Origin of the sequence: Sporosarcina psychrophila (assembly GCF_001590685.1) — a bacterium.
In the GTDB taxonomy this organism is placed as follows: domain Bacteria; phylum Bacillota; class Bacilli; order Bacillales_A; family Planococcaceae; genus Sporosarcina; species Sporosarcina psychrophila.
The window spans coordinates 1,236,975-1,250,363 of the sequence record NZ_CP014616.1 but is presented as its reverse complement, the minus strand read 5'-3'; the positions used below and the strand labels follow the sequence as shown (position 1 = coordinate 1,250,363).

Annotated in this window: 12 protein-coding genes and 1 pseudogene; 8 read left to right on the top strand and 5 right to left on the bottom strand. The window is 38.4% G+C overall.

Features of this window, described 5'->3' with window-relative positions; genetic code table 11:
* Positions 1–564: 564 nt before the first annotated feature.
* Entirely contained in the window at positions 565–2,193 is a 1,629-nt protein-coding gene (locus tag AZE41_RS06025) for an ABC transporter substrate-binding protein (RefSeq protein ID WP_067206809.1), read from the bottom strand.
* A 433-nt stretch (positions 2,194–2,626) separates the two neighbouring features.
* Here AZE41_RS06025 and AZE41_RS06020 point away from each other — a divergent pair, with 433 nt between their 5' ends.
* The 4 genes from AZE41_RS06020 to AZE41_RS06005 all read left to right on the top strand — a co-directional run bounded on the left by AZE41_RS06020 (position 2,627) and on the right by AZE41_RS06005 (position 7,905).
* Entirely contained in the window at positions 2,627–3,241 is a 615-nt protein-coding gene (locus AZE41_RS06020) for a YIP1 family protein (RefSeq protein ID WP_067206807.1), read from the top strand.
* Positions 3,242–3,977: 736 nt separating this feature from the next.
* On the top strand, positions 3,978–5,954 hold the full coding sequence (locus AZE41_RS06015) for a methyl-accepting chemotaxis protein (protein WP_067206804.1): 1,977 nt from the start codon (positions 3,978–3,980) through the stop codon (positions 5,952–5,954).
* Positions 5,955–7,020: 1,066 nt separating this feature from the next.
* Positions 7,021–7,440 (top strand): DUF948 domain-containing protein, encoded by a 420-nt coding sequence (locus AZE41_RS06010; RefSeq protein ID WP_067206802.1) that lies wholly within the window; start codon positions 7,021–7,023, stop codon positions 7,438–7,440.
* 15 nt (positions 7,441–7,455) lie between these two features.
* Positions 7,456–7,905 (top strand): DUF948 domain-containing protein, encoded by a 450-nt coding sequence (locus AZE41_RS06005; RefSeq protein ID WP_067206799.1) that lies wholly within the window; start codon positions 7,456–7,458, stop codon positions 7,903–7,905.
* A gap of 47 nt (positions 7,906–7,952) precedes the next feature.
* On the opposite strand, the gene AZE41_RS06000 is transcribed toward AZE41_RS06005, so the two are convergent.
* From AZE41_RS06000 to AZE41_RS05990, 4 genes and pseudogenes are all read right to left on the bottom strand, one after another.
* Positions 7,953–8,486 carry a DUF948 domain-containing protein gene (locus tag AZE41_RS06000; protein ID WP_082786505.1) on the bottom strand — a complete coding sequence of 178 codons (534 nt, stop codon included), beginning with the start codon at positions 8,484–8,486 and terminating at the stop codon, positions 7,953–7,955.
* A 27-nt stretch (positions 8,487–8,513) separates the two neighbouring features.
* The gene (locus AZE41_RS05995) at positions 8,514–8,930 is read right to left on the bottom strand and encodes a DUF948 domain-containing protein (protein ID WP_067206796.1); all 417 of its coding nucleotides are present in this window, start codon (positions 8,928–8,930) and stop codon (positions 8,514–8,516) included.
* Positions 8,931–9,071: 141 nt separating this feature from the next.
* Positions 9,072–9,209, bottom strand: a pseudogene (locus tag AZE41_RS22585) (anti sigma factor C-terminal domain-containing protein); the annotation flags it as partial.
* A 151-nt stretch (positions 9,210–9,360) separates the two neighbouring features.
* Positions 9,361–10,116, bottom strand: a complete 756-nt coding sequence (locus tag AZE41_RS05990; protein ID WP_067206793.1) for an NRDE family protein — start codon at positions 10,114–10,116, stop codon at positions 9,361–9,363.
* A 294-nt stretch (positions 10,117–10,410) separates the two neighbouring features.
* Between AZE41_RS05990 and AZE41_RS05985 the strand changes: the two genes are divergently transcribed.
* The 4 genes from AZE41_RS05985 (at position 10,411) to AZE41_RS05965 (ending at position 13,388) form a co-directional block, all read left to right on the top strand.
* Positions 10,411–10,782, top strand: coding sequence for a hypothetical protein (locus AZE41_RS05985; RefSeq protein WP_067206789.1), 372 nt, complete (start codon positions 10,411–10,413; stop codon positions 10,780–10,782).
* Positions 10,783–10,878: 96 nt separating this feature from the next.
* Positions 10,879–11,505 carry a LysE family translocator gene (locus AZE41_RS05980; RefSeq protein WP_067206787.1) on the top strand — a complete coding sequence of 209 codons (627 nt, stop codon included), beginning with the start codon at positions 10,879–10,881 and terminating at the stop codon, positions 11,503–11,505.
* Between the two features lie 674 nt (positions 11,506–12,179).
* A complete protein-coding gene (locus tag AZE41_RS05970) occupies positions 12,180–12,608 on the top strand; it encodes an Rrf2 family transcriptional regulator (RefSeq protein WP_067206781.1) in 429 nt (142 codons plus the stop codon).
* Between the two features lie 138 nt (positions 12,609–12,746).
* The gene (locus AZE41_RS05965; RefSeq protein ID WP_067206780.1) at positions 12,747–13,388 is read left to right on the top strand and encodes an NAD(P)-dependent oxidoreductase; all 642 of its coding nucleotides are present in this window, start codon (positions 12,747–12,749) and stop codon (positions 13,386–13,388) included.
* The last annotated feature ends 1 nt before the right edge of the window (position 13,389 follow it).

The following is a 13,389-nucleotide window of genomic DNA, read 5'->3' as shown; positions in this document are numbered from 1 at the left end:
CACAATACCTTTACCTCGGGTTAAATGTGGCTGGAAGTGTTGAAGTCACTTCCAACCACATCCCTTGGGGAGGAATTGTAATTCATTCCTCCTCGGCCATTCTGTTGCGATTATCTGTCCGTCGCGAACCTACAATGTTCAAGTGTTAATGCAACTACTTTAGAAGATGAAAATTCGGGCACTCCATCGATTTTAATAAAGCCTCTTTGCTTAATTTAGCAAAGATTATACAAGTAACAGTGTGACACTGCCTTAAACTCGAAAAGGAAATATTAAAAAGATGGGGTAAGTAGCCAAAATTGCATCTTTGGCTGCTCCTTTCTGGATAGGAAAGTAGCTATTCACTCGTTCCCAAAAGCTTCAGTACTAAGTGTACCTATATCTTTGGGGAACGAAGGACGAACGGCAACCCTACACAGCAAGAAATCCCGATAATTGTATAGTAGTCGTTCAGCACAAAGCAATACGAATACACCTGTATATTGGTCGTCTTGTGTCTTATCACAATCGTAAGCGGTATCTCCTGGTTAACTTTGGTTAATCAACACTTGAGACCTTTTACCATTATTTATTTAAATAGATTTTAGCGAAATTATCATTTTCCATTGGATGAGCCTCGAAGCCTTCTACATAATCGGCAAGGCCAATAGGCGGTGTTGTATGAGCTATTGTTACCCATGGAGCATCTTCATGGAATATTTCCTGCGCCTTTTTATACAATTTAATTCGTTCTTCTTGATCGAAAGTTTCACGAGCTTGTTGCAATAAAGATGTAAATTCTTCATTTTTATAAAAAGCACGATTACTAGCGGGTTTCTCAGTGTTAGTGCTACTTAAATTCGGAGATAAGAAATTGTCTGGATCGGCCATCACACCTGTCCAACCGTACATTGCCATCGTATGCTCACCGTTTCCTGTTTTCTCAAGATACGTAGCCCACTCATAGGTTTTGATTTCAGCTTCAATACCAATCGCTTGTAAATTTGCTTGAATCACTTCAGCCGTTTTTAAAGGCTGCGGCATATATGGTCTTGGGTTACTCATTGCCCATATCTCTGTTTTAAACCCATCGGGATACCCGGCTTCCACCAATAATTTCTTCGCATCTTCAGGATTATATGGATAATCCACAATATCATCATTGTATCCCCAAAGTGATGGTGGTATTGGATTCTTCGCCACTTCGGCATAGCCATTATAGAATGCATCTACTAACCCTTTCTTATCAATAGCCATATTAATCGCTTGACGCACTTTTACATTATCAAACGGTGCCTTTTCCGTATTAAATACCATGAAACCATTATTAAAACTTGGTCGTTTGACCAGTTTTAAACTGTCATTCGCTTCGACTGTATCAGCATCACTAGGGTTCATACCATCAATGATATCTACCTCTCCAGATAATAAGCCATTTAAGCGAGCAGAGTTATCAGGAAGTACCGTGAAAATTATTTTATCCAAAAGTGGTTGACCTTCAATATAGTAATTTTCGTTCGCCTTTAATACAATTTTGTCATTACGTGTCCAACTTTCGAATTCAAATGGCCCCGTACCTACGGGATGTTCAATGAATTTCTCATTGTACTTTTCAATCGCCGCTGGACTTGCCATACCAAACATCGGAATTGCCAAATAGCTAATAAAAGGAGCTGTCTTTTCTATCAATTTAATTTCAACAGTTGAATTATCGATTGCCTTTACATGTTCAATTTTGTGATTTGGTTCCCCTTTAAATCCTCCATAGAGGAACGGATAATATGTAAAATCCCCAATATGATAAGGATTCTGTGGATCCATCCAACGGTCGAAATTGAAAACGACTGCATCGGCATTGAAATCTGTCCCATCGTGAAACTTAATACCGTTTTTAAGATGAATTGTCCACATTAACCCATCATCAGCCGTTTCGAAAGATTCCGCCAATTTAGGTTGTAATTCCAACTTCTCATCGTATTCAAATAATGTTTCAAAAATAGCATGTGTAACCCGTATCGATTCGCCGTCCGTTACATTAATTGGATCTAGCCCTACAGAATCCGCACCTCGAGCATAAACTAACGAACCGCCTACTTTAACTGCCCCATCCTTATTTTCTTCTTTTGAATCTTTCTTATTATCTTCTGAACAAGCCGTAAGTACTAGTAATAGTACCACTAGAATACTAGTCAACCTAAAAGCTTTCCTTTTCACTATAATTCCCCCTTTATTTCAACGGGATAAAAAGTAATATGTGTAGACTCTATGCAGAATGAATTCAGCTCAGTTCACATAACAATTATCTGTTTTTTAATCCGATTGATTATACTGATTTATCTTATATAACTATTTTCTACTCGTCAAGGTCACTTTTATTGGTTATATAGGTTGAAATAAAGTATCCCATTGTTAGGCGCCTTCGTTCGGTTTATATGGTATTCATTTGTTCAACATATTTAGCACGATTTCCCCCAGTAGAGTAATGGTAAATAGTGACCTGCACTGGGTTGCATCTCATACAATATAAATAATAGAGATGACTATCGATTCGTCATTTTCAGTCAACTAATATACAGACATCCTAATTTTCAAATATATAAAAAAGAAAAGTGGATCATGAAAACTGACGGAAAGGAGCAATTTAAGAATGAATCCGCTATTTTCGATTTGGTCACAGCCAAGCACCACAATTCGATACATTATTGGTCATAAATCAATGATGTATCCATTTATCCTAATTTCCATTTCCGCGCTTATCAATAGCATTATGGCATTTGCAGACTTAGGCTTTTTTAACGGTTTTTCATTATTTACAACACTTGTTGTCGTTCTTTTTTCTAGCTTGCTTTCAGGGCTGGCAGGCTGGGGAGTTGTTATAGTTGCGTATACGTGGATTGGTAAATTATTAGGTGGAACAGGGACAATGCGGAAAATGGGCCTTGCAACCGGAGCCAGTGCAATTCCTATGATTTGGACAGCGCCTATAGGAGTCATTGCAATTTCCCTCTACGGACAGCAGCTTTTCGCTACTCCAACAGGCCCGTTAGGTACGAATATGTCCGTGGGCTTCTTCTTCTTTCAAACCTGGATTATGTTAGCTATTTCTATTTTCGGGCTTGTTGTCGAGAGTAAAGCAATTGGAATTGTTCACAACTTCTCTGCATGGCGCGGATTTGGCACAATGATGTTATTTATGTGTTTTATAGTCGTTATTTCAATCATTATCCTTGGATCCATATTTTCAATACTTCTTGCTATGTAGTCGGTACTTAACAAATAGACTGTTCTTCCAACAACGCTTTGTCGCATGGTGATGGCCTCACGTAATAAGCTCGCCAGAAGATCACATAGGAGGGATTGAACTGCATCTCTCCTTGATCTTATTGCTCCGGCGCCTGTAGTATGCGGATGTGCTGCCTTTCATTAGTGGCGCTCCTTCGCTAGATTTGTTCGTTATACGGGTGAGGTATAACATCTAGTAACTCCAAATAAATAGTGCCTAATTTATAGTATTTAATCCGAAGGTTACCTACCTTTAAAATAACTACTGATTAAACGACAAACTTCTATGTTTTCCCCCTAATGACGCTATTACTCTAGTAAATTGGTTCACTATTAAAATTGCATTACTTTTCTAGTCAAATAAATAAGCCCTTATTTTCCCATTTGAATTGCATTAATTTCATCCATATAAATGTATTTTAACCGAATCCCCTTTTGGTAATATTGCATTCTCAACTAATATCACAAAAAATATCCCCCTCGTTTCAGTATAATTTTTTTCTTCTTCTCTCCTATTTATTATTTTAAAATAATTAATCAAACCATATAGAATATTATGACATGTTCAATTCTTTCGTTTAGTAGTATGCTAAAGTTAGTGGATAAATATGATTCCTTAGTTCTACGTATTTCCACGTAGTCACCTGAGCAATCAAGCACTATTATCCCTATTTCCAAAGACTTAAAACACAAAGTTAGAGAAAGAGGTTAGCTGGATGAAAAAAATCTTAATGGGCCTGCGAAACATTAAAACGAAACTAATTACATCTTTTGCAATCGTATTAATTATCCCTGCAATTATTATTGGAGCACTGGCTTATATGACGGCCAAAGACGCGGTTAAATCTGAGATATTGGCTGGTTTCACTGAAAATATCAACTTATTAAATTCAACAATTGATAATACGATGCAACTAAAAACACATGATATAAATACCTTTTCTACAAATATAACTTCAAGGCTATACCAGGGAGATAGTAGTCCTGAACTACGCGAAATCTTCACTCAGTACATAGAACTACATCCGGAAGCCGAAATCATCTATATAGGTACTGACAAAGGTTTATTTATACAAGAACCTGATGTAGGGATTCCTGCGGATTACGACCCTAGAAAAAGACCCTGGTATATAGAGGCAATGAACAAAAAAGGTGAAGTCATTATTTCCGATCCCTATATTTCGGCGAGTACAAATGAAATGGTTGTTACCCTTTCACAGGTAATAAAAGATGGTTCTGGGGTTGCGGCAGTAGATATCAACTTGAATCATTTACAAAATATAACCAATCAAGTAAAAATAGGTAAATCAGGATATGCCGTTCTAATAGACAAAAGTAAAAAATATATCACGCACCCTACCGAAGCTGCCGGAAATGAAGTAAATATTGGCTTATCCGATAAACTTTATGCTCAGGAAATCGGACAGTTTGACGCTAAGTTCGATGGTGAAGAAAGATTAACGGCTTTCGTAACTAATGAGTTAACCGGTTGGAAGCTCGCGGGATCTGTAGCCACCTCAGAGATTAATGCTGCAGCATTACCTATTCTACAAAGGACCGCTTTGATCATCTTGCTTGCGATCATTATAGGAGCGATAACTGTTTACTTTATTATTAAATCCATCATTAATCCAATCAAAGATCTAAAAGAAAAAGCGATTACAATAAGCCAAGGAGACTTAACACAGCATATCGATGTGCAAACTAACGATGAAATCGGACATTTAGGACAAGCATTTAACGACATGCAGGAAAGTCTCAGAACGTTAATTAAAAACGTTGAAAAGAGTGCAGAATTAGTAGCATCCTCTGCTGAAGAGTTATCGGCAAGTGCGGAACAAACAAGCGATGCTACAGAACAAGTGGCAACTTCCATTCAAGAAGTAGCACATAGTGCAGAAATGCAAACAGATGGTGTAGACTCCGCTGCACATGCATTAGCTGCGATTTCTATTGATGTCACGCAAATTGCAGAAAGTTCTACAATGGCTTCTGAACTATCTTATCGTGCAACGACTGAAGCTGAAATAGGTGGTCAAGCGGTCACAGATACGGTTAATCAAATGACATCAATTCATAAATCTGTTATTGAATCGAACACAATCACCAAATCATTGCATGAGCGATCTAAGGAAGTGCGTTCGATTTTGGATGTAATTACAGATATTGCGGGACAAACAAACCTTCTTGCTTTGAATGCCGCTATTGAAGCTGCAAGAGCTGGTGAACATGGTAAAGGATTTGCTGTTGTAGCTGATGAAGTTCGTAAACTAGCGGAACAATCTCAGAACTCTGCAAAAGAAATCCGTGAAATCGTGGAAGGCATTCAAGTAGATACAGAGAACTCCGTTGAAATCATGGAACGTATTACGGAAAATGTACAAGAAGGTGTAGATGTATCAAATGAAGCCATTGAGAAATTCAATCACATCATTCACAGTATGAAAGAGATCACACCTCAAATGGAAGAAGTCTCGGCCACTGCTCAAAGAGTAGCCGGCGCTGTTCAAGGAGTCACTATCACGGCAAATGAAATTGCAAACAGCGCGCAAGGCAATGCAGCTGCTTCCCAAGAAGTAGCTGCATCTTCAGAGGAGCAGCTAGCTTCGATGGAGGAAATTTCTTCATCGGCTGAATCACTATCCTTTATGGCAGAAGAATTAAAAGAATTGATTTCCAAGTTTAAGTATTAATAAACCTTAGATTTTTTCATGATTAAAAGCTCAACTTTCTCTTGTATGAATAGAGAAAGTTGAGCTTTTATCACGTCTATTAATTAACCAATAGTAACCAGTGAATATCATGATCAGCTACTGGGCGCTACGTGAATAGTTGACTTTGGATTGCTTTGGATAGAATGACTTCTATACGATTACCGAGATGCCTGGATGTGTAGGGGTGCGACTTTGTCGAATCCCTACACATTTTTTCGGTAATCGTATGCTGGTCCTTTATCCGTCGTGATCCAAATCCAAAGTACTCGTAGTGCTGAATCTTTTTTGGACGAAAAAATAGAGGGGCATCTACCTGGATAAAAGCCGCCAAAGATGCAATTTTGGCGGCTGATGCTTCCTATATGGTTTTCACTTTTTTATTAAAGATGTGTCAGTTTCTATAAGACATCACATGAATTAGATGCATAATCTTTACTAAAAGTAAGCAAGGTACGCATTGTACAACGTGCAAGAGTGCCCGAAATTGCATCTTCGGGCACTTACACTCTCTATAGAAAGTCATCTATTCACTTCATTCAAACATAACTGCATTTTTCACTTGAACATTGTAGGGACGCGACAGGCAACAATTCACAACAGGATTACTGAAAAATGTGTGGCTAGAAGTGACGGAGACACTTCTAGCCACACTAGGACCCCTCAGTAAATCTGTCATGAATAGTTAACCGAAAGCGGGCCGAAAATAGTCCAGTGAAAATCAAGGTCATTAAGCCCTACTCACCAGTATTTTATGCAACTAAATGGTTAATCAACAGACGTAAGTTTTTATCTTACTATGCTCTATAGCTTATTTGAACCTCCCCTCCGCCTACCCTAAATGACAACTCCAAAATCCGAGTTCAACTGCATCCAAACTGTTGTAAGTGTTTAGTGAGGGCTGTATAGTGGTAGAAAAGAGATAAAGATAATTTACTATATATATTGAACAAATGAATCTCTATATAAACTCAGCGAAGGCGCCGCAGCAGATTCAATGGAATTCTTTATATCAACATATATAGTCCGAATTGGAGATGAAGTATTAATGGAAATTCTTTTATATGTAAGTGCCCTCATTGCATCCTTATCCTTATTGCTTATTGTCATTTTTGTTATCATCACATTAAAAAGTGCAAAACAGACCATGGGAGAGGTTTCAGAAACACTGAAACGGGTTGAGACGAAACTCACTGGCATCACTGAACAATCCGAGCAATTGATGGAAAAGACGAACCGAATTGCCGATGATGCGGAAAACAAACTACAAACATTGAATAGCTTATCCGACTCTGCAAAAAAACTTGGAAACTCCACGGATCATATGAACAGATCGATTCTTGCGATTTCGGATGATGTTGCTACACCTCCCGAAAAATATCGTGATTTTATGGAGAAAGCAACGGTTCTAACTGAGACAGCGGCACGGGTTTATTACCGTTTTCAAAAGGAAAAGCATAAAAATTAAATGAGGTGATTCAATATGGATTGGTTAGGTATTGGTGTACTCATTATCGGAATCGCATTTGCTATACTCGTCATTTATTTATTGAAACCGATTAAAAAACTAGCGTCTGTACTTGGAAGCCTCCAACAGACAACAGATCGTCTGCCAAAGGTATTAGACGATGTAACAAGCCAAGCCACGACCGTACTTCAAGCAAGCAATACGACACTCGCTAACGTCAATCAACAAGTAACTGATATTAGTCCAGTATTCCACATTATCGGAGAGGTAGGTAAAGAGGCAGAAAAGTTCACATCCGCTGCTCTTGATAAAACAACTTCGTTAAAACAACAAACTACTGGCGCAAAGGAATTTGTGACAAGCAAAAAGTATGAAGGTATCTTTGGCCTACTGTCATTCCTATTCTTCCTTTCACAGAAGAGACACGAAATCTCAGAAAAAATGCCTAAAACAAAATCAAATTAAGCAAATAAAAATCGTGTGAAGGGAATCTTAATCCCTCCACACGATTTTTATTCTCCCCTACTAACAGCCTCTTTTGCTTCTTCTTTCATCTTATTAATAGCAATTGTATGTTTCTCACCTTCGCTATACAAGTTTTTCCCAAGAATTACACCAGACCGTTTTTTAGCCATTTTAGTTTTTCTCATTGTATAGAATCCGAGAGCGGCAGTACCATATAAACCACCCAATCTCTTATCCTGCTTGTCTCTATCTGCTTCGCTCATTTTATTCTTAGCGGAAGCAGTCAAATCGACAAGTGAAGATGACAATATCCTTGTAGACTCACCAACATCACCGACGATATGAAACAAAGGTGACAGCGTTCCAAGCTTTTCATTGACATCAGCAAGAGTGTTATTACTATTTTGGATTAAGTTCCCTGTCTCCTGTAAGATGCCGTCCAATTGAGTTGGTAGTTGTTCAATTGTCTTATCAACACCATTTAAAATAGAAGCAACATTATTCAATACGCGTGCGAGATAAATGGCAAGTACCAATAACGCGATTCCAATCAGCAATACGCCGATTCCCATTAAATCCATATCCATCCCTCATTTCAATTTTTTAAATTAAGTACGTTTTCCACGTTGCCAAGAAGTTAATAGGCTTGAAGCGAATTCAGAAAACTGAATGACGCGCACGAACGGTTTTATCCCCGGCAATGAAGAGTTTTGTGCATAGCGCTCAGTTCGCACTTCCAATTCCTCACTCAATAATGATGACGAATCCCCAACATGCTTGACCGTATAAAAAACACTATTTAATGCCAGTGATTTTTCTTCAATATCTGTTGCCGTAGTATTTGCCTCCGCAATCGTTCGTTCCAATTCAATAACCGACTTATCCAGTTTAGTTTCAAACGTACTGACAGTCTTTCCAACAGTCCCAATGATACCTGACACGCGGAAAAGCAATTTTGCAAAGTATACTGAAACAAGCGCAAACGCGATTGCTACGATAAACACGCTAATATGTATGAAAGCCATTTATCTGCAGCTCCTTCCTTCTCATTTTATACCACTTAGACATGGCCCATGAAACATAAGTATTTTTATGATTAATCAGAAGTTAAAAATCAATCCTTTCTACCTAATCACAAACAACCACTTTATCTCATTCTAACAGATTTATTCTGCATCCCAATTCCAATACGTAATTTCACCTAATGAAACGCTATGAATTCCTTTTAATTCTTGCAGTTTCATTAATTCTTTGACTGGACCTGTAACAATCGCACCGTTCGCTTGGAAACCCTGGTCCCTGAAATGGTCGTACCTCTATAAAATGTTAGGGTCTATTTTGAGCTTTCTATAGCTTTTTCAATTAAGACTGAAAAATGTTTCCGATCAACTGAATCGATTGGCAACTTGCACACTAGATATTCGGAATTCTGTATATGTATTTGTGGTAAATACATCAGATGAAATACTTCCTTTCATTCGCCAATTCTCCGTTTACAAAAGTACGCTCAACGAAAGTAATGCTTAGATCATGCCCTACTAACAAAACAGTAGACGAACGGGTTCCATAATTAGGAGTTTTGATGAAGAGCGGTGATAGTTGCCGTTCGAGGTCCAAGCCTACCCCCGTATTCGGCAATAGTGCATCTGGCGCGACGTCAGCATCAGAAATGAGTTCGAACAGTGCATCAGTATCAATAATAGCGTGTTCCAATACATAATCCCGAAGTGTAGTTCTCCCCTTCACCACTTTCGGCCAAGCAGTGTTTAGAAATTGATTGCTCAAACCATGTGTTCCTGCGGATACTTCCATAATTTCTGGTTGCTTATTGGAAAAGTAGAATAAGGAATCAGCATCACCAACGAGAATGTTGAATCCTGCATAATCATCTTTTCTCTCTTTTAACGTTTCGAGGAAAACTTCGGGCGACACGTTCCCCGCCAAAAAATTTGTGACGATATCCCCCCGCGTTTTTTTGTCGGCATTAGCTTCTCCCGGATCACGGTAATTCGTCAATGCTGCAAATCGACCAGACTTCGTTATACCGAGCCAAGTCCCCATATGCAATAAATCACGTCCTGCCAATATATCAGGCTGATCCGTCCAAAATTCTGCGGAAGCTGTCGGACGTTCATAAAACTCATCTCGATTTGCAGCTACAATCAATTTGTACATTGGATGGTCAGCGTAATGAAAATTAATCAGACACACTTTCTCACGTCCTTTTAACCTCTATTATACATTGAATCAATACTAAGTTTCTGAACAATGATGTATCATAAATTCATTCGGTTAGAAATTGACAAAAAACTAAATTCTCGTTCACACTAGTAATAATCTATGCTCCTTTTGTTAGTGTAGGGCACAGATTGAATCATAATTCCCCTCACTACAATTGGTATTTTTTATTTTTCTGCAAGTAATTTAGATATAGCAATCAATTGTTTTACATATTTCCACTAATAATTCAGTGGGTACCTTAGATTTAGGAGGTGAATTAAAACTATGATGTTAGAAATTAAAAATAAAAAAACATTGAACAAAGCTAAAATTACAACCTTTATATTTTACACTATTTTTTTCACACTGCTTGTAGGTTGTAAACAGAGTAGCACAGATTGGGCATTCCATTTTGTAGTATGGAACGAAGATATATACGAAATTGATAAATCGGTTATTGTTGATGTAGAGAAAGAAATTGGCACGGTGAAAAAGTATGTAGAAAATGAAGGATACTATAAAGGGGTTTTTTCAAATTTCGTTCCAAAAGGTACAAAGTTATATAAGATAAAAGATATAAATGTTAACGAAGCAATAGCAGTAGAGTTAGATGGCTATTATATTGAAGCGAGAAACCAGGGAAAGTATGGAGAATAAAAAAAGGCATTTGGCACTAATGCAATTCGGAATTTTGTCTGTACCAGCGGTCTTAAATTTAGTTTGTTTATTAAAATAGTCGAAAGGGGTGGTGAAATGCTTGATATCTCTACTTTGAGCGCATTTATTATCGTCGTCATCGGATTGTTTTTGATACCAGGACCTGCTGTCTTATTAACGATTACCCGGGCGGCACAGGGAGGTCGTAAAACCGGAATCATGACTGGGCTTGGCATAGCAACAGGAGATTTCATTCATACGTTATTTTCTGCTGTTGGATTATCAGCAATTCTAATGACTTCCGCGGTTGCTTTCAATGCTGTGAAATTCGCGGGAGCGTCCTATTTATTATATATGGGTATTCGGGCGATTTTGGCAAAAGCTTCGACAACCAAGATGCCTGATATTTCACAGGTGTCAGCATCACGCGCTTACGGGCATGGTATTTTGGTGGAAGCTTTGAATCCGAAAACTGCTCTTTTCTTTTTAGCTTTTTTCCCACAATTCGTAAAGCCGGAAAATGGGTCAACCTTTATCCAATTTCTAATTCTAGGCATTATTTTCGTTGCATTGAGTATGATCTATACAACAATTTTGGCAATTGGTACGGGTACGATTGGGCGACTGATGAAGCCGAGATTAGGGATTGGCCGGTGGGGCGGAAAAATTTTAGGATTAGTTTATATCGGCATTGGTTTTAAAGTCATTTTTCAAAGTCGTTAACACTTTATTGGTCTAGATAACTACATTTTTCAATAAGAGGTTTCGTGAAGTTAACAAGAACCGGTTCTCTAAAATTTGTTTAGTATAAGTCCCTAAAACCATAATTTCCAGCTCTGTATCAAGATCAAATACCCTATATATGTTGAACAAATGAATATGGCGTATGCACTTTACAAGGCTTTTGGGAGGCTGTTGAAAAGTCTGATACCTAGCATAAAATAGAACTCCTACCAATACCGCTTCGACGCTTTGTGGATGCCTCCCGCGATAAGCCAGAAAGAAGACCCCTTTCAGTCTTATCGCTCCGGCTACCACGAAGACGCGCCTCCGCTGGATGTTCTATGTGAGAAAGAGCATTTCATTAGCTGTGATGAAATCTGCAAGTTGGAGTACGTCTTTCTTTAATATAATTAGTATCAACTAGTAATCACCTTATTATCTCAGCATATACATCTCAAAATTACATTTCTCTCGATAATGAATACCCTAGCGCAGGCGCGACAAAGGGGTCGCCGAAGCCGTAAGACTGGATGCGAAGCGATATCCAGGCTTACGGCGAAAGGCATCCCCAAAGCGCCAAGCGTTCTACAATCCACACCCCATCACTTGAATAATAACAATTGACAATCAATACGCGTTGTAACTATAATGATTACACCGGGAGGTTACTTGCAATGAAAATCAGTAGTCGCTTTACAGTTGCAGTTCATATTCTATCCCTCGTGGCGATTGAAAGTAACGAGCTTTGTACTTCGGAATGGATTGCGGAAAGTGTGAATACAAATCCTGTAGTCATACGAAGAATAATTGGTAAACTAAGAAATGCAGGACTTATTCAAGTTCGGCAAGGTCTTGGGGGAGCTACGCTTCAAAAACCTTTAAAAGATATTACTTTACTCGATGTGTACAGAGCAGTCGAAGTCGTGGAAGAAGGCGAACTTTTTCAATTTCATGAAAAACCAAATCCAAATTGCCCGGTTGGCGCCAACATTGAGGCAGTTCTTGAGCTGATTTTACTTCGAGCTCAAGAAGCGATGGAATCTGTGTTACATGAAATTACGATGGAAGAATTAGTATCGGTATTAACACAAAAAATCGGATAGTTCATTCGATTTTTTAGCCGTCGCTGTAACTGTAACCATTACAGTTACAGTTGGATTAATTATAGCCAATGGCTTCAAATCACTAGGCGCGCATTATTTTATGTGCATAAAAAAACTAATTTACTGGAGGATTTAAACATGAAAATTGGAATTATCGGAGCTACAGGAAAAGCAGGAAGCCTTATTGTAAAAGAAGCGAATGACCGTGGACACGAAGTAACAGCTATCGTTAGAAATGCAGCAAAACTAACTGAAGAAAATGTTGTCGCCCTCGAAATAGATATATTTGATCTACAAGCTGAAGACCTTCGTCAATTTGATGTTGTTGTAAATGCATTCGGTGCTCCTGCAGGACAGGAACATCTTCATCTAGATGCCGGAAGAGAGTTAATAGAGGCGTTTGAAGGCGCTCCAGAAACAAGATTAATTGTTGTAGGTGGCGCGGGAAGCTTGTTTGTAGATGAAGCAAAAACCATCCGTCTAATTGACACACCGGAATTCCCTGAAGAATACTTTGCAACTGCTTCCAATCAAGGAAAGAACTTAGAAGACCTGCAAAAGACGAGTGGAGTTAAATGGACATTCATTAGCCCAGCAGCATTCTTTAATCCTGAAGGAAAAAGAACGGGTTCGTATCAAAAAGGAAAAGACAATTTAATCGTGAACTCAAAAGGTGACAGCTATGTAAGCTATGCTGACTATGCAATTGCAGTTCTTGATGAAATCGAAAATCCTCAACATATAAATGAACGTTTCACCCTTGTTTCTGAAGCGGAATAAC